The organism is Limibacillus halophilus (assembly GCF_014191775.1).
Classification (GTDB): Bacteria; Pseudomonadota; Alphaproteobacteria; order Kiloniellales; family CECT-8803; genus Limibacillus; species Limibacillus halophilus.
In genome coordinates this window covers 62036-86918 of record NZ_JACHXA010000009.1, presented here as the reverse complement: position 1 = coordinate 86918, position 24883 = coordinate 62036, and the positions used below count along the sequence as shown (strand labels likewise).

Annotated in this window: 25 protein-coding genes; 13 read left to right on the top strand and 12 right to left on the bottom strand. The window is 59.7% G+C overall.

Annotated elements, in window-relative coordinates; all coding sequences use genetic code 11:
• Positions 1 to 7: 7 nt before the first annotated feature.
• Complete coding sequence (locus tag FHR98_RS14335) at positions 8 to 1327, bottom strand: glycosyltransferase N-terminal domain-containing protein (protein ID WP_183417418.1); 1320 nt, start codon at positions 1325 to 1327, stop codon at positions 8 to 10.
• Positions 1317 to 2471, bottom strand: coding sequence for a mitochondrial fission ELM1 family protein (locus FHR98_RS14330; RefSeq protein ID WP_183417417.1), 1155 nt, complete (start codon positions 2469 to 2471; stop codon positions 1317 to 1319). Before FHR98_RS14330 ends, FHR98_RS14335 begins: the two co-directional genes overlap by 11 nt.
• 204 nt (positions 2472 to 2675) lie before the next feature.
• Between FHR98_RS14330 and FHR98_RS14325 the strand changes: the two genes are divergently transcribed.
• The 4 genes from FHR98_RS14325 (at position 2676) to FHR98_RS14310 (ending at position 6274) form a co-directional block, all read left to right on the top strand.
• Complete coding sequence (locus FHR98_RS14325; protein ID WP_183417416.1) at positions 2676 to 3431, top strand: 2,3-bisphosphoglycerate-dependent phosphoglycerate mutase; 756 nt, start codon at positions 2676 to 2678, stop codon at positions 3429 to 3431.
• Between the two features lie 110 nt (positions 3432 to 3541).
• A complete protein-coding gene (locus FHR98_RS14320; RefSeq protein WP_221205916.1) occupies positions 3542 to 4309 on the top strand; it encodes a sterol desaturase family protein in 768 nt (255 codons plus the stop codon).
• A gap of 10 nt (positions 4310 to 4319) precedes the next feature.
• The gene (locus FHR98_RS14315; RefSeq protein WP_183417415.1) at positions 4320 to 5465 is read left to right on the top strand and encodes a dATP pyrophosphohydrolase; all 1146 of its coding nucleotides are present in this window, start codon (positions 4320 to 4322) and stop codon (positions 5463 to 5465) included.
• Positions 5462 to 6274: a nucleotidyltransferase family protein gene (locus tag FHR98_RS14310; RefSeq protein ID WP_183417414.1), complete on the top strand. Its 813-nt coding sequence runs from the start codon at positions 5462 to 5464 to the stop codon at positions 6272 to 6274. Before FHR98_RS14315 ends, FHR98_RS14310 begins: the two co-directional genes overlap by 4 nt.
• Here FHR98_RS14310 and FHR98_RS14305 read toward each other — a convergent pair.
• On the bottom strand, positions 6247 to 6972 hold the full coding sequence (locus FHR98_RS14305) for a phosphocholine cytidylyltransferase family protein (protein ID WP_322091267.1): 726 nt from the start codon (positions 6970 to 6972) through the stop codon (positions 6247 to 6249). The two genes, FHR98_RS14310 and FHR98_RS14305, sit on opposite strands and share 28 nt — an antisense overlap.
• A 110-nt stretch (positions 6973 to 7082) precedes the next feature.
• On the opposite strand from FHR98_RS14305, the gene FHR98_RS14300 reads away from it, so the two are divergent.
• The 7 genes from FHR98_RS14300 (at position 7083) to FHR98_RS14270 (ending at position 13915) form a co-directional block, all read left to right on the top strand.
• Positions 7083 to 8003 carry a metallophosphoesterase family protein gene (locus FHR98_RS14300; protein WP_183417412.1) on the top strand — a complete coding sequence of 307 codons (921 nt, stop codon included), beginning with the start codon at positions 7083 to 7085 and terminating at the stop codon, positions 8001 to 8003.
• 87 nt (positions 8004 to 8090) lie between these two features.
• Positions 8091 to 8522 (top strand): HIT family protein, encoded by a 432-nt coding sequence (locus tag FHR98_RS14295; RefSeq protein WP_183417411.1) that lies wholly within the window; start codon positions 8091 to 8093, stop codon positions 8520 to 8522.
• 23 nt (positions 8523 to 8545) lie between these two features.
• Complete coding sequence (locus tag FHR98_RS14290; protein ID WP_183417410.1) at positions 8546 to 9745, top strand: LptF/LptG family permease; 1200 nt, start codon at positions 8546 to 8548, stop codon at positions 9743 to 9745.
• Positions 9742 to 10809, top strand: a complete 1068-nt coding sequence (locus tag FHR98_RS14285) for an LptF/LptG family permease (protein ID WP_183417409.1) — start codon at positions 9742 to 9744, stop codon at positions 10807 to 10809. Before FHR98_RS14290 ends, FHR98_RS14285 begins: the two co-directional genes overlap by 4 nt.
• 68 nt (positions 10810 to 10877) lie before the next feature.
• Positions 10878 to 12029: a CDP-alcohol phosphatidyltransferase family protein gene (locus FHR98_RS14280; RefSeq protein WP_183417408.1), complete on the top strand. Its 1152-nt coding sequence runs from the start codon at positions 10878 to 10880 to the stop codon at positions 12027 to 12029.
• Entirely contained in the window at positions 12002 to 13000 is a 999-nt protein-coding gene (locus FHR98_RS14275; protein ID WP_183417407.1) for a diacylglycerol/lipid kinase family protein, read from the top strand. Before FHR98_RS14280 ends, FHR98_RS14275 begins: the two co-directional genes overlap by 28 nt.
• 3 nt (positions 13001 to 13003) lie before the next feature.
• The gene (locus FHR98_RS14270) at positions 13004 to 13915 is read left to right on the top strand and encodes a hypothetical protein (RefSeq protein WP_183417406.1); all 912 of its coding nucleotides are present in this window, start codon (positions 13004 to 13006) and stop codon (positions 13913 to 13915) included.
• Between the two features lie 16 nt (positions 13916 to 13931).
• Here the strand turns inward: FHR98_RS14270 and spt are convergent, their stop codons facing one another.
• The 5 genes from spt to FHR98_RS14245 all read right to left on the bottom strand — a co-directional run bounded on the left by spt (position 13932) and on the right by FHR98_RS14245 (position 19325).
• The gene (gene spt, locus FHR98_RS14265; RefSeq protein WP_183417405.1) at positions 13932 to 15146 is read right to left on the bottom strand and encodes a serine palmitoyltransferase; all 1215 of its coding nucleotides are present in this window, start codon (positions 15144 to 15146) and stop codon (positions 13932 to 13934) included.
• Between the two features lie 2 nt (positions 15147 to 15148).
• Positions 15149 to 15394, bottom strand: coding sequence for an acyl carrier protein (locus FHR98_RS14260; protein ID WP_183417404.1), 246 nt, complete (start codon positions 15392 to 15394; stop codon positions 15149 to 15151).
• Between the two features lie 64 nt (positions 15395 to 15458).
• Positions 15459 to 16409: an NAD-dependent epimerase/dehydratase family protein gene (locus FHR98_RS14255; protein WP_183417403.1), complete on the bottom strand. Its 951-nt coding sequence runs from the start codon at positions 16407 to 16409 to the stop codon at positions 15459 to 15461.
• Between the two features lie 36 nt (positions 16410 to 16445).
• Positions 16446 to 18221 (bottom strand): fatty acyl-AMP ligase, encoded by a 1776-nt coding sequence (locus tag FHR98_RS14250; protein WP_183417402.1) that lies wholly within the window; start codon positions 18219 to 18221, stop codon positions 16446 to 16448.
• Between the two features lie 402 nt (positions 18222 to 18623).
• Positions 18624 to 19325: an SDR family NAD(P)-dependent oxidoreductase gene (locus tag FHR98_RS14245; RefSeq protein WP_183417401.1), complete on the bottom strand. Its 702-nt coding sequence runs from the start codon at positions 19323 to 19325 to the stop codon at positions 18624 to 18626.
• A gap of 148 nt (positions 19326 to 19473) precedes the next feature.
• Here FHR98_RS14245 and FHR98_RS14240 point away from each other — a divergent pair, with 148 nt between their 5' ends.
• Entirely contained in the window at positions 19474 to 19941 is a 468-nt protein-coding gene (locus FHR98_RS14240; RefSeq protein ID WP_183417400.1) for a flavodoxin family protein, read from the top strand.
• Positions 19942 to 19947: 6 nt separating this feature from the next.
• On the opposite strand, the gene FHR98_RS14235 is transcribed toward FHR98_RS14240, so the two are convergent.
• From FHR98_RS14235 to FHR98_RS14220, 4 genes are all read right to left on the bottom strand, one after another.
• Positions 19948 to 21387 carry an aminotransferase gene (locus FHR98_RS14235; protein ID WP_183417399.1) on the bottom strand — a complete coding sequence of 480 codons (1440 nt, stop codon included), beginning with the start codon at positions 21385 to 21387 and terminating at the stop codon, positions 19948 to 19950.
• A 108-nt stretch (positions 21388 to 21495) separates the two neighbouring features.
• The gene (pdxR, locus tag FHR98_RS14230) at positions 21496 to 23019 is read right to left on the bottom strand and encodes a MocR-like pyridoxine biosynthesis transcription factor PdxR (protein ID WP_183417398.1); all 1524 of its coding nucleotides are present in this window, start codon (positions 23017 to 23019) and stop codon (positions 21496 to 21498) included.
• A gap of 92 nt (positions 23020 to 23111) precedes the next feature.
• The gene (locus FHR98_RS14225) at positions 23112 to 23501 is read right to left on the bottom strand and encodes a c-type cytochrome (RefSeq protein WP_246377876.1); all 390 of its coding nucleotides are present in this window, start codon (positions 23499 to 23501) and stop codon (positions 23112 to 23114) included.
• A 119-nt stretch (positions 23502 to 23620) separates the two neighbouring features.
• A complete protein-coding gene (locus FHR98_RS14220) occupies positions 23621 to 23875 on the bottom strand; it encodes a DUF1674 domain-containing protein (protein WP_183417396.1) in 255 nt (84 codons plus the stop codon).
• Positions 23876 to 23987: 112 nt separating this feature from the next.
• Between FHR98_RS14220 and htpX the strand changes: the two genes are divergently transcribed.
• Complete coding sequence (gene htpX / locus FHR98_RS14215) at positions 23988 to 24869, top strand: zinc metalloprotease HtpX (protein WP_183417395.1); 882 nt, start codon at positions 23988 to 23990, stop codon at positions 24867 to 24869.
• The last annotated feature ends 14 nt before the right edge of the window (positions 24870 to 24883 follow it).

Genomic DNA, 24883 nt, shown 5'->3' with positions numbered 1-24883 from the left:
GCCAATGCTAGATGGTGCGTCCGGCTTGTGTCACATCAACTTGCGCCCGGTATTCTTCCCAAGCTTCCTTCAATACCTTGCTGACAATTGTCAGCTCACCCGGATAGCGGGCCAGTAGTTGCAGAATGAAGGCTTGCTCCTTCTCGCGGCTGTGCCCGGGCGAATAGGCGTTGGCTGTCGTTTTGTCCCCCGGATAGCTGCCTTCGGGATGCTGGAACAGGTCGACGCCTGCGACAATCAATCGCTGAGGGCGCAAGGCAACCGCTGTCGCCAGCATGCAAGCGCCATTCGTTGGGCGCAAATGTTCCCAATCGAAGTCCCAAAGCAATGGTGTCGTATCGCCAACATGGAAAAACCGGCTGGCGGGCAACAGCGGGTTGAACACGCGTTCGCGTACCAGACGCGATTCAGCACCTCGCGACTGCAAGCCGAAAATAGCCTGCCGAACAACTCTGAGACTTTGCTTGGCACCGGTGAAGACCACATCAGGTTGCGCGAGAAAGCCGCGTTCCAGCCACGAATGATTGACTCGGAACAGGGCATCGTAGGACAAATCCTTCAACGACGGGTCTTCCGACGAAGGTCCGTTGCCCAGACAGAGGATCGTCTGCGGCGCACCGAGAATTCCTGACAGTTCCTCCAACCCGCGATACCGCTTCATCCGCCATGCAAGGCGTTCATTCCATTGATCGCGTTCGGTCAGATTGAGCAGTTTCCCGGCCAGCCCCTTGCGCGATGCGGAGCCTGATGCTTTCAGATCGCGGGCCATGATGGCCTGTAATCGGGCGACACAAGCCTCTGCATCCAACGGCTCCAGCGGCGGGTTCTGGTCCGATCGGGCTTGCGCAGGCGTCGCGCCAATCAGGAAGACCCGCTCCAGCAGTCTTTTCAGGCTATCTGGAAAGGCGTCACCCGGCGTCGTAGGTCCGGCTACGCCAACCAGCGAAATGCCCCGTGCGCGAAGCCCGTCTACCAAGCGGCCGTCGGGGCGACCGGGGCCTTCCAGAAAAACCGCGGCCCGCAGCCTCAAGCGCGGCAGAAAAAGCTTAAGTGATAGCGCATTGCCAAACGGCGCGGGGACTATCCGCGCTGACGGGAACCGTGTTTCAAGCCAATCAGAAAGGGTCGCGGCCTGCCCGCCATTCCCGCCCGGCGAAACGGTCAGGAGGACTGCCAACCGCGTGTCGCGCCCTGAGAGTCCCTCGATCAATGGCGCCGCGCGCTCGAAGTCATCCCGGCTTGCGCCGAAGAACCAAATTGCCCGTTCGTCCAGCGGTTTTGGGAACCCCAACCGAGAAGCAATGTCCTTGCAACCTCTATGCATCATCGGACCCTTCGCCGAATCGCACATCCTCGCCGAGTAGTTTCCAGACCTGATCGGAAACATCCGCAAACGGACTTGAAGGCCTTGGCGCCGCCAGGTTGATATTACCGGCGAACAGCTCGCCCCGCCCTTCCGCCTTCAGCAGCTGGTGCATCAAGTCCAGATCGCGCAGCGGCGTCATCCAGCCGTGTCCGATCAGAAATCTGACACCCGTGGCCAGCGGGCCCCGCCCTTCGGCCCTGCGCGTCAGACTCGCAATCATGCGCTGTTTAGCCGTCAAGGGTCGCGGCTCCAATGGATAGATCGTCAGCGGCTTCTCGGTGGCAACCGCCTCGGCCAGCATCGACTCACTCTCGCCCGTGACGACAAGGCAATCGGCCGCGGCGAGGTAGGCGAGATAGGGATTATCGGCGGCATCAGGTCGCCAAAGATGAAGGTGAGCGTCGGGCGCGGCCTCTCGGATCGCATGGATTGCGGATTCTGGCGTGCGGCGGCTCGTGACGATTGCCAGACTTAATTCGGCTTTCTTTGCGGCGGAAGCAACTGCGGCGGCCATCGTGCCCGCAAAGGTCGCCGTCAGGCGATGCTGCGCGGTCGGGCCGCCTATGAGGAACAGGGCGCACGGCGACGGCAATTCACGGAGGGGGTCGCCAAACCGCGCCAATTCGGCCTCTAGCAAGGCCGCATGCACCTGCGTCGGCGGCGACACGATGGTGCGCCGATGTGCGTGGGGGGGAAGCTGAAAATGCGCGCAGACCAGGGCTAGGTCGACATCCGCCATGCCGTTGGCGGCCTTGCGCCCCAACAGGACGATTCGGGTGCGACCGCCGCTTTGCTTCTTGATCCACCGCGCCGGTGGCACCGAGCGACGCCCCATGGCGATCACCAAATCCGGCCAAGGCGCTTCCAATGGTGCGCTCTTGTCGGTGTCGACAGATAGCAAGCTGCCGCCCAATAAGGGGTTGGGCAGCTTGTTGAGCCAGGAAAAAACCATTTGCTTTTCCACGCCAGTCACGCCCAGCAGACGCGCCAGGCCGCGCACCTGGGTACGATGACCCGGGCGGTCGTCTAGTAACAGCCACACTTTTGGTTCGGATTTCTTCGACCTTTGCGTGACTTTATCTCTTGGCGTCTCTGGTGCCGACATTTCGTTCCTACGGCCGTCCTTGCAAGCAACTAAGCGGGTGTCCAACCGATAGGCCCCGTGGTATGCCGCCCCCGACCTTTTTCCACAAGCAAATGGGCGGTATAAAAAGCGTCTTGGAGGCGATAAAACTCCAGAAGAAGGCCTCCGGGCCACACGACCCTTAGGCTCTTCATTGGGCCGCTAACATCACAGAATCGCTTTATTATGCCAACACTTGTTCTCATACGTCACGGCGCCACGCGTTGGGGTCAGGAAAATCGCTTCGCAGGTTGGGGCGATACACCGCTCAGCGTGGCTGGGTGGACAGAGGCGCGGAAAGCCGCCCAAACCCTGCGGCGCGCGAACCTGGAGTTCGATGTCGCTTACTGTTCGCGGCTGCTGCGGGCGCGGGAAACCCTGGAGGCGATTACCGAAACGATGGCGGCTGAAACGCTGCCGGTCGTTGTCGATTGGCGACTCAACGAACGCCACTACGGACAACTACAAGAAGTGACGCGTCCCGCCGCAATTGCAGAGCACGGAAATGCGCAGGTCGTGGCTTGGCGGCGCGACTACCATGCGGTGCCGCCGCTACTGGAAGACGATGATCCGCGGTGGCTGGAGCAGGTCGCGCGTTTCGCCGACATCGACCCGACGCGCCTACCCAGGGGTGAGAGCCTGGGCGACGCCGCGGCGCGGGTGCGGCCAGTGTTCGAGGAGGAGATCGGCCCGGCTCTAAAGGCCGGGAAACGCGTACTGGTGGTGGCCCATACCAGTTCCATACGCGGGCTGGCCCGGGTGATCGAGAACCTAGACGATGAAGCCAGTGCGGCCTTTCGTATTGCCACCGCCATCCCCCGAATCTATCAACTGGACGACGACTTAACCCCCCAATCGTCGCAGGATCTAGCCGGCGGCGGGCGGGCGGGTGTCCGCTATTGGGCCAACAAGTTGAAACCACGCGGGCTCGGCCGTTTCTGACCTGGACGCCCTGGACTGCTTAGCGATGAACCAAGACCTGACCTAGCCTTGCTGAAAAGGCCCATGGAGACTATCTTTACGGCAGATTCTCAATACAGGAGAGCAGCAGAGTGGAAATCCGCTGGGGCGTCTGGTCGGCGCGCAAGTATTTTTTGGACAAGATGACGCTGGGCGACCTAGTGCGGGCCTACTTCACCTACTATGCCATCATGGCCTATCTGCTGCTGGCGGTCCTCTCGATCATTGCTGCCGTCGCCTGGAACCAAGATACGGTCATGTCGCTGTTCGCCGCGGCCCTGGTGGTGCCCGTCTACCCCTTCATCTGGTACCTGCTGCACCGCTTCGTGCTGCACGGCCGCTATCTTTACAAAAGCGCCGCGACCGCCAGCCTGTGGAAGCGCATTCATTTCGATCACCATCAGGACCCCAACGATTTAGGCATTCTGTTCGGTGCGCTCTACACGACGCTACCGACCATTTTGGTCGTGACCTTGCCGATCGGTTGGGTCTTGGCCGGACCGGGCGGCGCCGCGGCGGCCTTGGCGTCAGGGCTCATCACCACCTGCTTTTACGAGTTCTGCCATTGCATTCAGCACCTACCTTTCAAACCCGAATATGAATGGTTGAAGCAGATTAAGAAGTTGCACCTGGCTCACCACTTCCATAACGAGCAGGGCAATTTCGGTATCACGAATTTTGCCGCCGACAAGATGCTCGGCACCTATTACGCTCGTCCCAAGGACATCGCCCGAAGCGCAACCGTCTTCAACCTGGGCTATACCGCCCAAGAGGCGGAGCGTTATCCGTGGGTTGCGCGCCTTTCGCCGGAGCGACGGGACGAGGCGCCCCGCAAGACGGATACTCCAGAAGCGGCGTAGAGCACTTTTGATGCCACACAGCGAGATCAGCGTCGTTCCCGTCGCAAACCGCCGCGACCTGAAGCGCTTTGTTCGGTTGCCCGCCCGCATCATGGCGTCGGACCCAAACTACATTCCCCAACTCACATTGGAGCGGTTGCTGAACCTCAGCCCGAAGCACAACCCCTATTTCGAGCACGCCGAAGCGGCCTTCTGGCTTGCTTATCGCGGGGAAGATTGCGTCGGTCGAATCAGCGCCCAGATCGATAGCATTTATCTGGAACGCTACCAAGATTGGACCGGACACTTCGGGTTTCTCGACGCTGTCGACGACCCGGCGGTATTTGCAGCGCTTTTTGAGACCGCGGAGTCCTGGCTCAAGCAACGCGGGATGAAACGGGCGCTGGGTCCTTTCAGCCTATCCATCAACGAGGAAACCGGTTTGTTGATCGACGGATTCGACACGCCGCCATACGTCATGATGGGGCACGCCCAGCCCTATTACGGCCCCCGGGTTGAAGAGCAAGGCTATGGTAAGGCCAAGGACATGGTGGCCTACGCCTATGGGTCGTTGAATTCGCGCCCCCCGCTCACCGACAAGCTGGTGAACAGAGCGCTGCGCGGGGTCGACGTGGAGTTCCGCGCCATTGATTGGAAGAACTTCGAACGCGATCTAAATCTCATCGTCGATATCTTCAACGACGCTTGGTCCGGCAACTGGGGATTCGTCCCCATGACCGAGTCCGAGATCAACAACCTCGCCAAAACCATAAAGCCGATCATCACTCCCGAATTCGGCTGCATTGCCGAGATAGACGGAGAAGCAGCGGCCATGGTGGTGACGCTTCCCAACATTAACGAAGCAATTCGCGATTTCGGCGGACGGCTCTTCCCGTTCAACTGGGTAAAGCTGTTGTGGCGGCTGAAGGTTTCCGGTGTGGAATCCGTGCGCATGCCTTTGATGGGCGTGCGTCAAAAGTATCAATCGACAAATCTCGGTGCGGCTCTTGCTCTAGGTATCATCGAGAATGTCCGCATTTTCCATCAAGGTCGAGGCAACGTTAATGCCGAGCTTGGCTGGGTGCTGGAAGACAACCACGGGACTCATAAGATCATCGAGGCGATGGGTGCTGAAATCTACAAGACCTACCGGGTTTACGAGAAGGACTTGCTGTGACCAGCGCCACGGAGAAACTCGCGGCCATCGTGTTGGCCGGACGCCGCAGGAGCGGCGATCCACTCGCCAATGCTCTCGGATTACCCGATAAATGGATGGTGGAAGTTGGCGGCAAGCAAATGCTGTCGCGAGTCTTGAATGCGTTACACGAAAGTGAGCGCTTCAACCAAATTCTGGTGGTCAGCGATGCCCCGGAAGCGGTGCGCAAGAGCGAGACGGCCCAGCGGATCAATGCGCTCGGGCAACTCCGGATTCTGGCCCCGTCGGGAAGCCCCGCCAGCAGCGTGCTGGAGGCTCTCGCAAAGCTCCCCGAAGAAACCGGGGTTCTGCTGACGACCGCCGACCACGCTTTGCTCCAGGCCGGTCAGATCAAGACGTTCCTGGACGGCGCGCCTGAAGATGCCGATTTCGTGGCCGCGCTGGCCGATGTGGAAGCCTTGCAGCGCCGCTTCCCCGAGGTCAAGAGAACGGCTTGGCGTTTCAGTGACCAAAAGGTAGCAGGCTGCAATCTTTTCCTGATGCGCGGGAAGCCTGCTCGAAACCTGCTGACGCTTTGGCGGAGTGTCGAGGCAGACCGGAAGCGGCCCTTACGCATTCTGCGGCGCTTTGGGCTGGGCCTGTTGTTATCTTATCTGCTGGGAAGGCTCTCTTTGCAGCGGGCACTGGATCGTTTGAGCAAGCTCGCCGATTGCAAGATCGCTGCTTTTCACCACCCGGATCCCCTGGTCGGCATCGATGTCGATACGCTCGAGGATTTAAAGCTGGTGGAATCCATTCTGACTCAAGGCCAGGCCGACAACATCTCCTGAGCCCGCTGGTGATCCTGCGGATAATCCACCTCGCACCACTCGAGACCCGCAATAAGCCGGGTCTGGATATCGATTTCCGAGGAAAGCGCGTGGATCGCCGAGAGGTACCAGCGCCGCAGGCCTTCACCGTCGCGCATCCAGTCCTCTAGCATTTGCACGAAGCGAGCGGAGCCGGATTTACGGAAGAAAAGAAACCCTATGGACTCGGCCTGGGTCTGCTCCGCAGTCAGCGTTTTGCCGATGGCAATCAACCGGGTGCCGTCGAGCCCGACCTTCATGTCATCCTCGTCGTACTGAGCCTTCTGATCGATGGCCAAGGTAATCGGCGCGTCGGGGCTGGTGACCACCCGCGCGGCAAGATCGCGGTGGAACAACGTATCGCCATTGATCAAGAATACGTCGCCCTGAAGCTCAGAGCGCGCCATCCAGCAACTCGCCAGATTGTCGGCCACTGAATAAAAGGGATTGAAAAGGCTACGCAGCTTGACCTGCGGGTAGCGCGGCGCCAAGTCTTCAAGAGACTTATCGAAAAGTTCGCTATTGTACCCCGTCACGAAAACAATTTCCGTTACGCCATTAGCCGCAAGAGAATCGACCTGCCACGCAAAAAGCGGACGGCCCTGGATATCAAGCAACGCTTTTGGGGTATTCTCGGTCAGAGGCAACAACCTCTTGCCCTGACCGGCGGACAGGATCACTGCTTTCAACGTCCGAAAACCTCTGTTCAGGATAAAAGTGGGATGGTCTTCAATGAGCACAAAGCCCTATCATCACAATGGCATATTTGAACGCAAACCGCCACGGCCCAATGTATCTTCTAGCACATCTGTCTGACCCACACGTCCCGCCTCTGCCACAGCCCGGTTGGCGCGAACTCGCCAGCAAGCGGGTTCTCGGCTATCTATCGTGGCAACGGCGACGGCGGCACATACATCGGCGCGACGTTCTGGATCGGATCTGCGCGGACCTGGCGGCACAGAACCCCGACCACATTGCCGTTACCGGTGACATTACCAATATTTCCCTACCCGCCGAGTTCCGACAGGCCCGGCGTTGGCTCGATGGTCTGGGTACGCCGGAGACGGTGTCTCTAGTTCCCGGGAATCATGACGCCTATATCGATCTTTCCTGGGCCGATGGCTGGGGCCATTGGGCCGGATACATGCAAAGTGACCAGGATCCGGGCTCTAAAACGCGCTCAAGCACGTTCCCCTTCATTCGAAAGCGGGGGCCTCTTGCCTTGATTGGCCTCTCCAGCGCCGTCGCCACAGCGCCGGGTTTGGCGTCCGGGCGTCTGGGACCGGAACAGCTTGCCGGCCTGGAACGGCTCCTTGCCGATGCCCGATCGGCCGGTCTGATCAGGGTGGTGTTGCTCCATCATCCGCCCTTGGCGGAGGCGGCCTCGGGTCGCAAAGGCCTCGACGACCGACAGGCCTTTGCGGAGGTTGTTGCCCGCGCCGGGGCCGAACTCGTGCTGCACGGCCATAATCACCGTTTCGTCAATCTCACTTTGCCGGGCCCGGATCCGTCGCGCCCGGTTCCCGTTATTGGCGTACCCTCCGCTTCGGCTCTGCCCTATCGCGACCGCCCTGCAGCCCACTATAATCTCTACCGCTTCTACAGCGAGGGGGGACATCGGTACTTGGAAACACGCCAAAGGGGGCTGAATGAGGCGGGAGAAATCGTTGAAATGCCGCAACACTCGCCCAAAAGCATAATTCTGGGTTAAAAGACGCAACAGATCGATCACCTACCGCCTGGTGTAACCAGGGGACTCTGGCAGCCCGAACCTGCAACCAAAAAAGGTAATAGCCATATGAATCCGACAATCGAGAAGTTCGGCTACCCCGATAGCTTGGTTGCCGACTATGCCAACTGGGTGGTTCTGCTACGCCCGGCGCAGGCTACGCTTGGCGCGCTTGTGTTAGCCCACAAGTCCAAGGCACAGGCCTTCTCCGACATCAATGAAGAGTCCTTCATGGAACTCGCCCGGGCCGTATCGGACATCGAGACCGCCTTGCGTGCCTTTCGCCCCTATCAAAAGATCAACTACCTGATGCTTATGATGGTGGATCGGGAGGTGCATTTTCACGTGCTGCCGCGCTACGATTCGCCGCAACAGTTTGGCGGCACGACCTTCGCCGATAGCGGTTGGCCCGCAGTGCCGAACCTTGGGAGTGCACCGGATATTGAACCGCACACGCGACAGGCGCTTCTTACAGCATTGAAAGATTGCTGGCCCGCTTGACGGGCAAGCGCGCAGGGCCCTCTATGAAACAGTTGGACTTTTATCTCTTCAGGCTCCTTGCCGCACCATTGGGTGCGACGATGGGCGTTGCCCTGCTGGCCTTGCTTGTCGAACGCATGCTGCGCGTGATGGACTTGGTGCTCGATGCGCACGGCTCCCTCGGATCGGTCCTCAAACTGTTGGCTTTCCTGGCGCCCCACTATATTGGCCTCGCCTTGCCGTTGGCGTTTTTTTTAGCCATCTACGTTGCCTTCAACAATCTTCACAGAAACAACGAGTTGGACGCGCTTTTCTCGGGCGGGGTCAGCCTTTCCAGGTTAACCCGTCCCATGCTGATGATCGCGGTGCTCGTATCTCTCTTAACGCTCACGGTCTTCAACTATCTGCAACCATACGGTCGGTATGCTTACCGGGCAGCGGTCCACGCCATCACCTACACCTCGCAACTTGCCTATGTTCAAGAAGGCGTGTTCAGAACCTACAAGGGAACCACCTTCATCGCAGAACAGGTATCCAGCGACGGGCAATTTTTCAGGAAGGTCTTCATCTTCTCCGATCGCGACGATCAGCCGGTCTCCTTGGTCACGGCGCGTGAAGGGCATCTGGTATCAAAGCGCGACGAGAATGTGCTGCTGCTCCGCCTTTTCGACGGTTTGAGGATCGAGCGAAAAATCTCCAACGGTCTGATTCAGCCTGGCCAAACCAGCAGCGCGCTCCACTTCGATGAAACGCGCTGGGTCATACCTATGCAGGAGTATCTGGGGTTCCGCGGACGCGGCGAAGACGAGCGGGAGATGACACTTCTTGAGCTGTGGAGGGGGCTCAGCTCCCCCGACACAACCGCGACAAAAGGTGAAATCATAGCCGAGCTTCATGAACGCTTCGTGCGGAGCCTGACCATCTTCATACTCCCTTTCCTGGCCATTCCCCTGGCCATGGGTGGACGCCGTGTGCGGCAGGGCCAAGGGTTGATCGTCGGCTTCGTGATCCTTGTCATCCAGCACGAGTTGCTGAGCCTTGGCGGTGACCTTGTGGAACAGGGACTGGCCTCGCCCTGGGTGGCCCAATGGGGTTCTCTGGTGCTTCTCGTCACGGTCGCCGCGACCCTGTTTTACAGCGCAGCCTTCAAGGTTCGTCAATCGGAAGGCCGGTTCTTCGATTTGCCTAGCAGGAGGAGAACGCGGCGCATCATCGTTATGGAAGCCGGAGGACGGACACAGTGACCATATTGTCCGGCTACATCGGCCGCCTCCTGCTGATACGGTTCTTGGCGCTTTCCATTGGCCTTGTGCTCTTTGCCCTGGCTTTCGACCTTTTGGAAAATGCTGATGCCGTGGTCGCCAGCACCCGTGTGAATTCACCCCTTTTGAATTATGCACTCTACCGATCGGCAACCCTCGCCTCACGCCTGTTGCCGGTCGCGGCTCTGTTGGCTGCGATCCTTTCCTTCGTGACCATTATCCGGCACAGCGAGCTTGTGGCCCTGTGGAACTCTGGTTTGTCGCCTTTCAGGCAATTTGGAATTTTGCTGCCGGCCGCGGCCGTGCTCGCCATAGTCCAGTACGGCGTCGACAATCAGCTCATGCCGCCGGCTGCAGACGCACTTCGGAAGTGGGGTATCGCTGAGTTCCAACCGGCACCGCTGCCGACTGACGATAAGGGGCGGCTGTGGGTGCGTAGCGGCAACGATATCGTCAGCTTGCGCTATGATCCCAAGCAGCCGGGCCTCATCACGGATTTGCATATTTTCCGACGGGACGATTCCGGGAAGTTGATCCTGGAAGTAGAATCCGCAATTGCCCGCAAGACCTTTGCCGGATGGCAGTTGAAGGACGCTATCGTTCGTCCTGTCGGCGAGGTGGGGGAAATGACGCGGGGCAGCACCTATGCGTGGCAAGCGGATATCCAGTTGCAAGATATCGAACTGCTGCGCCAGCCGGCTCCCGAGTTACCGCTGGAAGCGTTGCAGCGAATCTCCTCGGCGGATGGCTTTGGCGTCCGTCCCGGTTATATTTTCGAAACCTGGCGGCAGTTCCGCTTCGTGCAGATACTTAATCCAATCCTGTTGGTCTTGTTGGTTGCTGCGGTGGCCCAGCGCTTTCGACGCCGGGGGACCGCGGTATGGCTCATCGTGAACAGCGTATTGGTCGGGTTCTTTTATCAGATTCTAAGCGCGGCAGCGGTTTCCCTGGGGGAAGCAGGATTGCTGCCGGCGATGGCAGCCGCCTGGATTCCACCTTCGGCACTGACTTGTGGCATTCTTGCCTATGCGATTCGGCTGGAGTGACAGCAAGACCCGCAGCCGATACTTCTATCCCCGCTTCCATAAACCGATGATGGATTACGCTTAGAGATATGACCGAGGGAACCCCAGAAACAACCGTTCTGTTCGTGGGTCGCAGCAATGTACCGCTCTGGACGCTGACGCCACGTGCCCATCTGGAGCGCGCCTTTCGCAAACTGGGCGCGGCAACCTTCGCCAACGCGAGCGAGGTCACGATGTCGAGCGACGCCGGGGATGGCCCCTATATCGCTCTTTGGGACGACTGTGCATTCGACCCGCCGGTTATTCGCGCTTTGTTGCAGGAACCCGGGCCCTTCCTGTTGATTGACGACAGCGGTGCCGGTTTGGCAGCGAAAAGCAACAAGGCAAATGAAGCCGCTGCGGCTCTCGATGACCCGGCGGTCGGCCTGCCCGCTCGGCGTGTCGCCGACCTCGGGAGCGATTACTGGCATGACCTGCGCAAACGGGCCGAACCCTTGGCGCTGCGCGTAACGGAAACTAACCGACGCGCGGTGGAGTGGCGGCTTTTCATGGGGACATACAAAGGCGTTACCGATGTCGTTACCAAGCATGTCTGGCCCTGGCCTGCTTTCCATGTGACAAAATTCTGCGCCCGTATGGGACTGACGCCCAACATGGTGACGCTGGTTAGCTTGATCATGGTGCTGGCCGCGATGCTCCTTTTTGCGGAAGGTGCCTGGCTACTGGGGCTGCTGGCCGCCTGGATCATGACTTTCCTGGATACTGTCGACGGCAAACTGGCGCGAATCACTTACCAGTACAGCAAGTGGGGCAACGTCTTCGACCACAGTATCGACCTGATACACCCGCCCTTTTGGTACTTGGCATGGGCTTGGGGCGTGCAGGCGGGCCCCCATAGCCTGGAGCCCTCTGTCTACTACGCCAGCCTGGTCGTCATATTCGCCGGATACATCATCCAGCGCCTGATCGAAGGGCTGTTCATCGCGCTCTTCAAGCTGGAGGTTCATGTCTGGCGGCCATTCGACAGCTTCTTCCGTCTGATCACCGCGCGCCGCAACCCCAATCTCCTGCTGCTGACCGCCTCGGCGCTGGTCGGTCGCGAGGACCTTGGCTTGCTGGCCGTTGCGATTTGGACAGCGCTGTCTCTCGCAGTGCACCTGCTGCAACTTGGGCAGGCCGCGGCCGCAACGGCCAAAGGTCAAGGTCTGACATCATGGCTGACCGAGCCGCAAAAGCGATGAACCGCTTCGGGCTGGTCGTCAACCCGCACAGCCAGCGCAACAAGCGCGGTCTTCCTGCGCTCAGGGAGGCCGTGCAGAGTTATGGCGATCTGATCGACTATGTGGAGTTAGACGGGATTGAGACCCTGGGTCGCACGTTACGGCGTTTCGCCGACGCAGGCTTGCCGCTCGTTGCGATCGCCGGAGGTGACGGTACCGTCGTCGCCAGCATGACCGAGTACCTTGTTCGCCAGCCTGACCTCCCGCGCCCGGCCATCGCCATTTTATCCGCCGGCATGACGAACATGACCGCTGCCGACATTGGCCTCAAAGGCAGGGCCGATAAAGCGCTTGCCCGCCTTGTGAAGCGGTTTCAGCGAGGTGAGGCGCTCTGGCGCAGCGAAACGTTGAGACGCAGCCCGATCGTAGTTTCCGGTGGTGGCATGGGCCCACCCCAGGCGGGTTTCTTTCTCGGCGGCGCTGGAATCTATCAAGGCATAGAATATTGCCGAGACCGTGTGCACACCCTAGGCTTGGAGGCGGGTTGGGCCAATGCCGCCACCATGGCAAGCCTTCTGGTTCAGCAGATGATCGGCGGTCGCTTGCTAAAAGGCCAGAACGTCGACTGGCGTTGGGATGGAGGCGAGAAGCAAAGCGACTCGCTCTCGGTCGTGGTCGCGACTACTCTGGACAGGTTGGTGGTCGGAACCCGACCCTTTTGGAACCAGCCGCGCGATCCGAGCCAACGAAGCGGCTTCAGCGTGACCCTGGTCCAGAAACCCGGAGCGGCGTTTTGGTGGTCGCTGCCGCGGTTGCTTTTCGGGAAGGCCGACCGCAAGCTGAATCCCAAGGGGTGCCATAGCGGGGAAGCAAGAGTTTTGGAACTTTGGATGGACAGTCCCTTTACCATCGACGGGCAGCTTTTCGATTGCCATGCGACCGAGCCTCTGAAGGTCGAGTTGGGGCATAGTTTCGAGTTTGTCAGGATCTGAGCGATGCCCCACGGTGAAGCTCATACCAGCCTCTTAAGGCCAATTCTGGAGCGCGAAGCCGAGGCTCCGGATTCAGAGGCCTTGCGGCTTCTTGTCGAGAAGGCCCGTAGCCGCCACCCCGGGGCCATGGCCGTGCTTTTCTACGGTAGCTGCCTGCGCGACGGAATCACCGAGGACCGCATGGCGGACCTTTATGTGATCGTGCGGCGTTACCGTGAGGCTCACCGCAACCCCATTTCAGCTCTTTTCAATGCCCTGCTGCCGCCAAATGTCTACTATCTGGAGGCAGGCAATGCCGCGCAAACGTTTCGCGCCAAGTACGCCGTCGTTTCCATGAATCAGCTTCACAGCCGCGTCAAGGGCAGCGCTTTGCATCCCTATTTCTGGGCGCGCTTTTCACAGCCGACCGCCATCGCCTGGCACGACAGCGACGACACGAGGGATACCTGTCTGAAGATTTTCGAGCGCGCGCAACAGACCATGTTGGCGGCCGCGCTGCCGACGGTTCTCGCAGAAACCAGCGACCAGATATGGCTCCACGCGCTGAAGCAAACCTATGCGACGGAGCTACGGGCCGAGAATGCACTGCGGGGCGCCGATATTCTTGCAACCGACCCAGAGCGCTACCGACTGACCGGGGAACTGTTTCTCAAGTCGGTCGAAGGCTTGTGGCGCAAGCCAGTATGGTTCGGCAGAAGCCTCTGGTGGATGCGCCGCGCCATTGGCAAGCCGCTGTCTGTCCTGCGCCTTATGAAAGCGGCCTTCACCTTTGCCGGCGGCGCGACCTATCTGGCCTGGAAGGTAGAGCGGCATTCCGGCGTGCGGATACCGCTCACGGAATGGCAGAAGCGCCACCCCATCCTGGCCGGGATACCGCTTGCCGTAAAACTCTACCGTCAGGGCGCTTTACGCTGATTGGCGACCCTGCCAATTACGAAGCTGTAGCGGCCACCTCTTCATCGCTGAACACTTCCGACCGGGTCCGTACGAAGGCGTCGATAGCATCGTCGATCTGCCGGGCCTCATGGGCCGAAGAGACACTGCACCGCATCAAACAAACGCCCTTGGGCGTGCCGGGAGGCACGGCCAAGTTCACATAAATTCCGTTCTCTAGCAGGCGGTTCCAGAAAGCCACCGCCGTCGCCTCGTCGGGCATGCGAACCGCGACAATTGGGCTTAGCTCCGAGATTACCTCGAAACCCGCGTCCTTCAAACCTTGGAAGAGATGCCGCGCGTTTTCCCAGATTCTCGTCCTTAGGCTTGGGTCCTTGCGCATGCAATCCAGCGCTGCATGAACCGAGGCAATGGAGGCGGGCGACGGCGAAGCCGTGAACATGTAAGGACGGCTGGCAAAACGCAACACATCGAACATCGGATGATCCGACGCTCCAAATCCACCGATCGCGCCAAGGCTCTTGGAGAAGGTTCCCGCGACGAAATCGACATCCTTTTCAACGCCGTAGTGTTCGGCAGCGCCACGGCCGTGGTCACCATACATGCCAAACGAATGGGCTTCGTCCACCAGCAGCCAGCCACCGTGCTTTTTCTTGACCTCGACGAATTCCTTCAAGGGGGCCGTGTCACCGAGCATCGAATAAAGCCCTTCCGTGACCACAAGCTTGCAGCCTTCGAAGTCGGCAAAGCGTGACATGCGCTTGTCGAGGTCTTCCGTGTCATTGTGGCGGAAGCGGATCAGCGTTGCACCGCTGAGCTTGCAACCGTCATAGATGCTGGCGTGAGAATCGGCATCAAGAAAGATCACATCCTTGGGTCCGGCGAGGCCGACGATGACACCGAAATTCGCCTGATATCCAGTGCTGAACACGATGGCCGACTTGCGATTCAGGTATTCGGCAATGGATTTTTCCAACGCCTCGTGCTCCGCATAACTGCCGTTGGCGATGCGCGAACCGGTGGTTCCGGTGCCATGGCTCTTCAGCATCTCGGTCGCTGCGGCAATGCAATCCTCGTTGAAGGTCAGCCCAAGATAGTTGTTGGTGCCCAACAGGATGGTCCGGCGGCCGTCAACTTTGGCTTCGGTCGCCGAGTAGATATCCTCCAGACAGACACCAAAAGGATTCTTGCCTCCTGAAGTCGCAGCCTGGAAACGCTCCAGCAGCGGTGCGTACTTATCGAAGATATCCATGATTATTTTCCCCCCGCCATACGGTCCTCAACCACAGCCACAAGGTCGGAAACCGTTTCCACCTCGCCGACCATATTCATCGGAATATCGATCTCGAAGCGATCCTCGATCTCCATAACGAGATCCATAGCCGTCACGCTGTCGAGATTCAGGTCTTCATTTAGCTTCGTTCCTGGCGCAATGTCGCGCCCATCCGGATTGAACTCCGTCAGAATCTCCAGAATGATGCCAAAAATTTTCTTATCCAACGTTCGATCCATCCTGTTTAAAAAGCCAAGTCCCCAGATGGGTACACTTGGCCAAATTCATCCCTTAACGTTCTTCGACCCGCTGTTTCAACAGGCCCTGATCCTTGTACCAACGCCGGGCTTGCGCCAAGCCGTCCCGCAAGCCCACTGCGGGTCGCCAATCCAGTCCATCAAGCGAGGCTGGCGTGCTCACCCACTCTGGTTGCGCCATCTCGCATAGTTTGCCCGGAGAAAGAATCTCCGCCTGGCGGCGCAACTTCGCGATGGCCTGCGCGACAACCGCCACCGGTCCAATCAACCAACCGGGCACCGGCAGAAAACGAACGCGGCGTCCAGCGGCGGCACCTGCGGCCTGGGCAAACTCCTCCCAGCTATATCCGCCCTTACGCCCGTCATCGCATTCAATCGGCGCCGCATCCCGACGGTTCGGTTCCAACACCAACGCTGCCAGCAGCTTCGCCAGATCAGTAACATAGATCACTGAAAAGCGCTGATCACGCGGCACGGGTAAGGCCAGAAAGCCTCTTTCCGCCTGCCTGAAGAACGGCAGCGTCGCCGTGTCACCGGGACCGTAAACAGCCGGGGGACGGACGATACTGACATTCAGCGCGCTTTCACTGGCCCTCTGTTCACCCGCCCGCTTGCTGGCGGCATAAGGTGACACCTCGGGGCGGCGCGCCGCCAGCGACGACACAAGGACCAATCGCTTCACGGCCGCGCTGGTCGCTGCCGTCACAACGGCCTGCGTCCCCTCCGCATTGACCCTTTGAAACTCCGCATTGCTTAGGGCTTTAACCAGTCCGGCACAGTGAACCACACCATCCACCCCAGATAGGAAAGGAATCAATGCATCACTGCTGGAGATATCACCGGCCACGACGCTAAGATTCTCAAACTCCGCCAGCATTTCCGGCTTTCGGGCCAGTGCCCTGACCGCAACACCCTGACTTAGCAGCTCCACCACAACCGCCCGGCCAACAAATCCCGTTGCTCCGGTAACAGCGATCACGGTCATGGGCTATCTCCCATGTCCGTCTTCCCTCCGGTCCGGTCAGCTAGCCAGCGCGGTCCGCTTCGCAGAACCGCCGGCGTCCTCGTCATCTCGGTTGAGAACGGCGATCTGCCCGCTAAGTAGTTTGGTCAGCGTGCCCGCGCGGCTGAGCTTGCCCGATGACGTTCGGACCAGACTGCGGGGCGTCGTAATAACGACCTCGCTTTTCAGCCCGGCGGCCTGATAGACCGTGCTATGGATCTGCTTCTCCAAGAGCGCAATCTCTTCGGCGGCCTTAACCCGCGCCTCAACCACCACCACAACGTTCTCGGACCCGTCGCGTGACGGCATCGAGACAGCTGCCACGCCGCTACCCTTGACGCCTTCCAACTGCTCGACAGCCCACTCGATATCCTGCGGCCAGATGTTGCGGCCATTCTGGATAATCAAATCCTTGCCGCGGCCCGAGATCACAAGCTCTCCGTCGAGTAGATAACCGAGATCGCCGGTATCCAACCAACCATCATCGCCCAGGACTTCGGCAGACGCTTCCGCTTCGCCGAAGTAACCGGCCATGACGCTGGGACCCTTGGCGAAAACACGCCCTATCTCGCCTTCCACACAACGCGTTCCATCGTCGGCACGAACCTCGAGCTCGTGGCCAGGCATGGGCTTTCCGCAAATCGCGAACTCCCGGTGCAAGCCGGAATAATTGGCGTCTCGCTGGTCTGGAGCCAGCTCCGAGCGGCGATGGGTTCGTACGCCGCGGCCAAGGCCAGAAAAAGTGACAGCCAGGGTCGATTCCGCCAACCCATAGGATGGCAAGAAAGCCTTCTCGTCAAACCCGAAAGGCGCAAAGACCTCGGCGAACTTGGCCAGTACCGCCGGCCGGATCATCTCACCGCCGATACCGGCGATCCGCCAATGCGACAGGTCCGCTTCCTCGATACCGCGTCGCTCCATTTTGCGCACGCAAAGATCATACCCGAATGTCGGGCTGAAGGAGATAGTGCCACGGCGTTCCGACATGAGCGTAAGCCACACCAGTGGCCGCCGCGCGAAGCTGGAGGCCGAGAGGTAATCGAGCGAAAGCTGCGTCAGCATCGGCGTGATGCAGAAACCGACCAACCCCATATCGTGGTAAAGCGGCAACCAGGAAACGGCATGGTCTCCGTCACGCACCTGAAGCGCATGACCGCCAATTCCACGCGCATTGCTGGTGACACTGAGCTGTGTCCCCAATACGCCCTTGGGAAAGGCCGTGCTGCCGGAAGAATATTGAATGTAACAGGGGTCATCCTTGCCGAACGGTGCCAGGCTACCTTTCTTGCGGCTGAGCGCATAGAAATCCTCGGGCGGGCCGGCGAAGGGAATCTCCAGCATGCTCGCGGCCTCGCGAACCTGGGCAATCCAGTCGTCCGATGCCACGACACCGCGTACGCCGGCGGCCTTCATCATGTTACGCAGGCTGACGATGTAAGCGTCATGGGCGCCAAGATGGACATTCATCGGCAGGGGAACGGGAATGACGCCGGCGTACTGACAGCCAAAGAAAAACACCGGAAAATCCGGTGTGGTCTCGGCGACGATCGCCAACCGGTCACCGTGTCTGAAGCCGTTGGCATTGAGGCGCAGTGCCAAGTCCACGGCACGGTCACGCAGTTCACGGTAGCTGAGGATGCCCGTCAGACGACCCAGCGAGTCGAAGAAGCTGATGCCCTTCGCGCCCTGAGCCGCGTAGTCGAGGCCTTCCCACAAGGTTTCGAAATCTGCAAGCCGAAGCGGCAAACCATCCGAATCGCGCATCAAAGGAGTCATTGAGTTGCTCGAGTCCATCTTTGAAAGCCGTCACCTATATTGTTTGCGACGAGCGGCATTACTTATTCTGGCTAATTCCCACCAAGTCTTACGGCCGCCGGGTTCAAGTCATCCCGCTAGCCGGCGCTGCCATTTCCGTGGTTAACCGCAATTACCGGGGTTTGATCCGCAAACAACGAACGCACCCCCAAGTCACCGGATCAACAGGCACTTAAAGAGTCGCATGCGGCATGCCTCATATCAACAAGGCTACGTTCAGTTTTTGTTACAGACTGTATCAATCCGCCAAAGCATGTCTCGAGTTGTCTCGGCTTTCATTTGAATGAATGCATCGCCTGCCAGTCCGTGCAGCGCCCCAAGGGAACGCCCCAAGGAACGCCCCAAGGAACGCCCCAGGGAAGCACCTGCCGACAACGATGGTTAGAAACGCTCAAGCCAGGGCCGCAGGGCGATTTCGTTGGCCCACGCACTTCGATCCTGCTTCAAGGTCTGCCAGTAGGTGAGCGCTATTGCATGTGGATCAAGCAAACTATCGGGCTTATCCGCCGGGTTCTCCCGTCCCGGATTTCGAATCGCGCCGTCGATGACGAAATGGGCGACGTGAATACCTTGCGGTTGCACTTCCCGCGCCAGGCTTTCGGCCAGGCCGCGAAGGGCGAACTTTCCCATGGCGAAGGGCGCGGACTGCGGATAACCCTTCACACTGGCCGACGCCCCGGTGAACAGAATCGCTCCCTGGCCTTGCGGCAGCATGCGCCGCACGGCTTGCTGCGATACCAGAAAGCCGCCATAGGCTGTGATCTTCAATGCGGCTAAAACCGCATCGGCGTCCAACTCGGCAATCGGACCTCGCTGCCGGGCACTGGGATTGTAAACCACAACGTCGGGAGCGCCGCCCGGCGTGTTGTCCAGCGCCTCGAAGAGAGCGTTCACCGACGACGCGTCAGAGGCATCGCAAGCGTAGGCCGTGGCGCCGATCTCATCGCAAAGCGCGGTCAGCTTACTGGCATTCCGGGCAGCAAGAGAAAGCCGCAGTCCCTTGTCACGGAACAGACGCGCAAGTGAGGCCGACAGGCCCTCTCCTGCACCAATGATCAAAGCGTGATGGTATTCTGGAATCATGACAGGGGTCCTAGGTGATCTGTTGAAGAGGTGGCTCTCACGAGCGACCCTAGCGCAGCCGTCCCCTACCCGAAAAGTCTTCTCGCCATAGGCGACCCGTCAATTCTTAGTTAGGCTGCCCCTTCGACTCGAGCAGACAAGGCTGGATATGGCGACGAAGAAGCTACTGGTAGTTGCTCATGCACCATCACCGAATACCCGGCGCCTGCGCGACGCAGTGCTGGCCGGAGCGCGTCATCCTGATATCGAGGGGGTCGACGTTGCCTGCCTGGCGCCCTTGGATGCGGGGCCCGAGGATGTGCTCAAGGCAAATGCCATCATACTGGGAACCACGGAGAACCTTGGTTACATGAGCGGCGCGATGAAGGATTTCTTTGATCGCAGCTATTATCCCTGCCTCGAAAAGACCCAAGGGTTACCCTATGCCCTTTTCATCCGCGCCGGACACGACGGCACCGGCACAAGGCGTGCGATCGAAAGTATCACAACAGGCCTGCGCTGGCGGCAGATAAGAGAACCCCTGCTTTGCCGCGGCGCTTACCAGGAGAGTTTCCAGACCGACTGCGAAGAGTTGGGAATGCTGGTGGCGGCGGGGCTGGAAGCCGGAATCTTCTAATCGACATTAGTCCCGAGGCGCGTGCCACAGCCCTTCGCGTTCCAGGTCGACCATCGTGTCCTCGATCCCCGCACGCAAGATTCCCACCATCGTGTCGATCTGCCGTTCGCGAATGACCAGCGGCGGCGACATCACGCACATATTGTAGACCGGTCGAACGATCAGACCCTTCTCCTGGCAGTGCGCATCAATCCTTCCCCCCACCTCGGAATCGAGCTTCAGGGGGTTCTTGGCCTTCCGGTCGGCGACACAATCCACGCAGCCGACCAACCCCGCACCACGCACGTCACCCACCAGCGCCAATGCATCAAGTTCGGCGAGTTTATCCTGGAAGTAGGGCGTGATATCGCGCACATGCTCCAGAATTCCCTCCTTCTCGATGACGTCCATGTTGGCCATGGCCGCCGCGCAGGAAACCGGGTGCCCGGAATAGGTATAGCCGTTGGAATAGACCGCGCCCTTGGCGTCGCTGCCACTGACCTCGGCCATCACCTTCTGGGAAACCGCCATGCCGCCCAACGGCACGTAACCCGAAGTAATACCCTTGGCGAAGGTAATGATGTCCGGAGTGATGCCGAACACCTCCTCGGACGCAAACCAGTGCCCAAGGCGCCCAAACGCCGTGACCACCTCGTCGGCGATGTAGAGAATTTCGTGCTTGCGGCAGAGTTCGAGCGTGCGCTTGTGATAGCCCTCCGGCGGCACCACTACGCCGCCGGAAGCCAGAATCGGTTCGGCGATAAAGGCCGCAATCTTATCTGCGCCCTTCTCCAGAATCGTGGATTCCATCTCCGCAATCAGGAAGTCGCAAAACTGCGCTTCGGTCATCCCATCCGGCCGCCGGTAAACCAGCGGAGATGAAAGGTGATGCACGAGGTTCCCTGCAAAATCGAGAAAAACCTTGTCACGCTCCTTGCCAGAGCACGAAGCCGATAGATAGGTGCTTCCGTGATAGGCCGATTGCCGCGATAGGATTAGCTTCTTTTCCGGACGGCCCAGGTAATTGTTGTAGAACTGCACGAAACGCAGAGCAGAATCGACCGCCGTAGAACCGCCGGTCGTAAAGAAGATATGATTCAGGTCTCCCGGCGTCTTGTCGGCAATTCGCGCCGCCAGTTCGGCTGCTGGACCGGAGGTCGTGTACCAGGGTGAATTGTAGGCGAGCTGCATGGCCTGATTGGCCATGGCTTCGGCAATCTCGCGGCAACCGTAGCCGACCTGAACGCACCACATGCCCGCCGGCGCGTCGATCAGCTTGTTCCCTTCCGAATCATACAGGTAGATGTTCTCGGCCCGGTCGAGCACCGTGCGCGCGGATTGTCCCAGATGCTCCAGGGACTCCCACGGTTGCAAAAGGTGCCGCTTCGCAAGCGCCTCGATCTCATCGCCTGGCGCGGGTCCATTGTCTCCCGATCCGGGTTCCCGCGTCCAAACGCCCTTCGTCATGATCTGCTCCTCTTTTCCCGCAAAAGCGGGTCCTCAACCTCCTGGTATCCTGTCACAGAAGCCTTGTCCGGTCCAGCTTTAATTGATCAATCGTTCAGCCAATATAAGTTATGATCGCAGCGACTCCCTCAAGGATTTAGCCAAGCGATCGCAGGCTCCTGCCATAGTTTCTTCCGGAACGGCCGCATAACCCATCAGCAAACCTTGCCGGGCAGGCGCCTCAAGATAATACCGGCTAAGCGCGTCGACGGAGATACCCGCTCGCGCAGCGGCGGCAACTGCTTGTTGATCATTCATGCGCCCGGTCAAGGCTGCACCAAGCCCTGCCACTAAATGCAAACCTGCCTCATCCGGTTTGATCTCCAGAAGGTCCGCCAATCGCTCCCCGGCGATCCGCAGCAAGGCCGCCTGCCGCTCACCGTAGAGCTTACGCATGCGCCGCAGGTGGGTCGCGAAGTGCCCCTCGCCTATGAACGCCGCCAGCGCCGGCTGCGTTATGGCGGAAGAGTGATCGTCGAGCGCATGGCGCGCGGCCACGAAGCGCTCTGCGAGATCGGCGGGCACGACGAGATAGCCCAGCCGCAGCGAAGGGAAGAGAGTTTTGGAAAAGCTACCGATGTAGAGCACCCGCCCAGCGCCCCCGCGCTGCGGGCTATCCAAAGATTGCAGTGCCGCCAGCGGTCGTCCTGCATAACGGTACTCACTGTCGTAGTCGTCCTCGATGATCCACGCCGTGTGCTGTCGCGCCCAGTCCAGAAGCTCCAGCCTGCGCGACAACGACATAACAACCGATAAAGGGTAGTGGTGGGACGGCGAAACCACCGCCATCCGCGCCTTGGGCGCACGCAGGCGGCCCGCCGCGACCGACAGACCCTCGGCATCGACGGCAACCGGACGGCCGACTGCGGCGGCGGCAGTCAAAGGCCCGCGCAAACCCGGATAACCAGGATCCTCGATCCAAACTTCGTCGCCTGGCGAAAGCAAGAGCTGAGCCGCCAGCGCCAAGGCCTGTTGTGCACCCGTCGTGATGATGATTTGCTCCGCCGTGCAGTCGAGGTTGCGTGCCCGAATTAGATGCGCTGCCAGCGCTTCGCGCAGCGCGGGAAGCCCTGCGGGATGACCATGCATGAAAAGCGACTGCGGCGGGCGGCGCCAAGTACGCGTAAGAAGCTTACTCCAAAGATCAAAAGGGAAATGCTCAGGATCGGCCAAGCCGGGCAAAAAGGCGCGGTGGCGCGCCTGAGCAACCGCCGCGAGCGGGCGGCTGGCCGCCAGGACCGCTCCGCGCGGTGAAAGGGACCGCGGCGCCACCGCCTTCCGGGCATTGTTCGATGGCTGCGGCCGCGCGACCAGCAACTCTTCCGGCAAGATCTTCGAGACGAAACTGCCCGCGCCGACTTGACGGTCGAGGTATCCCTCCGCATGGAGTTGATCGAATGCCGTGACCACCGTGTTGCGCGAACAGGCCAATTCTTCGGCCAGCGCGCGGCTGGACGGCAGGCGGCTGCCGGGCGGCAAGCGCCCTTCCAACACAGCTTCCCGCAGCGCAAGATAAAGACGCTGATAAACGGGGCCGTCGTATCGACCAAGGTCGAACTGTAGTATTGGCGCCGCATTGACGCGCTTGGCCATCGATCCAACCCTCGCAAAATGGACCTGCTATAGGACCATATTTACGCCGATGGACCAATCCATTCGCTTACCCGCTCTGGTTTGAATTTGCGTCAGCCTTCGGGCCGCTCCAACCCGTTTGCCTTTCGCCGGGCACGGATTTCCTCGGGCCAAGTGGATTTGATGTAGTCCAAGATTGCCCATATCTCGTCGTCGCTCAGCTTATCGCCAAATCCGATCATGTCGGACTTGTAGCCGGACACCAGTGCCTCGATCCCCAGCTTGGTGATCTCAAAATTCTGCTGATCGCTATGGTGCCAAGTATGCCCGGAGACGTCATGCGGCGGTGCCGGGAGCTTGCCGTCCGGCTTCCGTTGTTTCCAGTTCGGCTGACCTTCCAGATTGCTTCCGTGACATGATGCACAATTCTGTTGGTAAAGCGTGGCGCCATCGCTCGCGGCAAAGGCACTTGTGCTGGTCAAAAGAACGGGGATAGCCGCCAAGAAAAGATTTCTCATGTGCAGAGGATTGTATCGACTTCGCACTTTGGTCAATGGTCAAAATGGCGCAGGATTTGGGTTCCGGCTCGGGCTCGGGCTTGGGCAAGCGCTAAAGCAACAGGTCAGAAGTCGTAGCAAATACCCTTCTTTTCCCAATCGCCGTAACGAGTTGGCTCCGGACCTTCGGGGCCCTGACGCTCGACAGGGCGTACTTGTGCGGCGGCGTCTTGCTTCCGGCGGCGCGCTTCGGCCTCTTGTTTTGCACGCTCCGCCGCCTCGGCAACGCGGCGTTGACGCTGGTCGCGTGGCAGAGGACTCGACCCGACGGTCGCTGCCTTGCGGCCTTGCGGTTGATGAACTTTGTACGACTCGGTCATGACGCAAATATGGCGATTACGGAGGCTTTCGCCAAGTCTTGAAGCAACCCGCGTTCTACCCAATCTCTAGGCTCTGTTTTTACTGTGTCAACCGCTAGGTGGTCTGAATTCGATGAGGTTGTTTCGCACGGGTATGCTGCTTGCGGCACTGACCGCAATTTTCATGCTGGCCGGTTTTCTGATCGGCGGCCAGGGCGGCATGATCATCGCTCTGTTGATCGCCGCTGCAACCAATTTCTTCGCCTACTGGAACGCCGACAAGGTTGTGCTCCGGATGTACAAGGCGCGCGAGGTGACAGCCGCTGAATCACCGGCGCTCCATGCCATTGTCTCCCAGTTAGCCGCCAACGCGGGCTTGCCGATGCCCAAGGTTTATATCATCGACAACCCGCAGCCCAATGCCTTCGCCACCGGGCGCAATCCGCAGAATGCGGCCGTGGCGGCCACCACGGGCTTGCTCAATACGCTCAATCAGGAGGAAGTGGCCGGCGTCATGGCGCACGAACTGGCGCATGTCAAAAACCGCGACACCCTCACCATGACCCTGACGGCCACGGTGGCGGGCGCCATCTCCATGCTGGCCAACATGGGTTTGTGGTTTGGCGCATTCGGAGGCGGAAACCGTAACAACCCGCTGGGTATCGTCGGCGTCTTGCTGATGGCGTTCCTGGCGCCCATGGCCGCCATGCTCGTGCAGATGGCCATTTCGCGCACCCGCGAGTACGAAGCCGACCGCATCGGCGCGGAGATTTGCGGCCGGCCTCTATGGCTGGCCAGCGCATTGGAGAAGATGCAGGTGAGCGCCAGCCGAATCGACAACGTGACCGCAGAGCGCAATCCGGCAAGCGCCTCGCTGTTCATCATCAATCCGCTACACGCCCAGAAGGTCGATAGTCTGTTTTCCACCCATCCAAACACGGCAAACCGCATCACCAAGCTACGGGAGATGGCCGCGGGGATGGGCCAGAAGCAGACCCGCAACCCCTGGCGCTGAGTACTTCTTCAAAT

What these genes read in the sequence shown, in the direction of transcription:
- FHR98_RS14335 (WP_183417418.1), bottom strand. Translation starts at nt 1,327, where the DNA reads ATGATGCATAGAGGTTGCAAGGACATTGCTTCTCGGTTGGGGTTCCCA.
- FHR98_RS14330 (WP_183417417.1), bottom strand. Translation starts at nt 2,471, where the DNA reads ATGTCGGCACCAGAGACGCCAAGAGATAAAGTCACGCAAAGGTCGAAG.
- FHR98_RS14325 (WP_183417416.1), top strand. Translation starts at nt 2,676, where the DNA reads ATGCCAACACTTGTTCTCATACGTCACGGCGCCACGCGTTGGGGTCAG.
- FHR98_RS14315 (WP_183417415.1), top strand. Translation starts at nt 4,320, where the DNA reads ATGCCACACAGCGAGATCAGCGTCGTTCCCGTCGCAAACCGCCGCGAC.
- FHR98_RS14300 (WP_183417412.1), top strand. Translation starts at nt 7,083, where the DNA reads ATGTATCTTCTAGCACATCTGTCTGACCCACACGTCCCGCCTCTGCCA.
- FHR98_RS14295 (WP_183417411.1), top strand. Translation starts at nt 8,091, where the DNA reads ATGAATCCGACAATCGAGAAGTTCGGCTACCCCGATAGCTTGGTTGCC.
- FHR98_RS14290 (WP_183417410.1), top strand. Translation starts at nt 8,546, where the DNA reads ATGAAACAGTTGGACTTTTATCTCTTCAGGCTCCTTGCCGCACCATTG.
- FHR98_RS14280 (WP_183417408.1), top strand. Translation starts at nt 10,878, where the DNA reads ATGACCGAGGGAACCCCAGAAACAACCGTTCTGTTCGTGGGTCGCAGC.
- FHR98_RS14275 (WP_183417407.1), top strand. Translation starts at nt 12,002, where the DNA reads ATGGCTGACCGAGCCGCAAAAGCGATGAACCGCTTCGGGCTGGTCGTC.
- FHR98_RS14270 (WP_183417406.1), top strand. Translation starts at nt 13,004, where the DNA reads ATGCCCCACGGTGAAGCTCATACCAGCCTCTTAAGGCCAATTCTGGAG.
- spt (WP_183417405.1), bottom strand. Translation starts at nt 15,146, where the DNA reads ATGGATATCTTCGATAAGTACGCACCGCTGCTGGAGCGTTTCCAGGCT.
- FHR98_RS14255 (WP_183417403.1), bottom strand. Translation starts at nt 16,409, where the DNA reads ATGACCGTGATCGCTGTTACCGGAGCAACGGGATTTGTTGGCCGGGCG.
- FHR98_RS14250 (WP_183417402.1), bottom strand. Translation starts at nt 18,221, where the DNA reads ATGGACTCGAGCAACTCAATGACTCCTTTGATGCGCGATTCGGATGGT.
- FHR98_RS14245 (WP_183417401.1), bottom strand. Translation starts at nt 19,325, where the DNA reads ATGATTCCAGAATACCATCACGCTTTGATCATTGGTGCAGGAGAGGGC.
- FHR98_RS14240 (WP_183417400.1), top strand. Translation starts at nt 19,474, where the DNA reads ATGGCGACGAAGAAGCTACTGGTAGTTGCTCATGCACCATCACCGAAT.
- FHR98_RS14235 (WP_183417399.1), bottom strand. Translation starts at nt 21,387, where the DNA reads ATGACGAAGGGCGTTTGGACGCGGGAACCCGGATCGGGAGACAATGGA.
- pdxR (WP_183417398.1), bottom strand. Translation starts at nt 23,019, where the DNA reads ATGGCCAAGCGCGTCAATGCGGCGCCAATACTACAGTTCGACCTTGGT.
- FHR98_RS14220 (WP_183417396.1), bottom strand. Translation starts at nt 23,875, where the DNA reads ATGACCGAGTCGTACAAAGTTCATCAACCGCAAGGCCGCAAGGCAGCG.
- htpX (WP_183417395.1), top strand. Translation starts at nt 23,988, where the DNA reads ATGAGGTTGTTTCGCACGGGTATGCTGCTTGCGGCACTGACCGCAATT.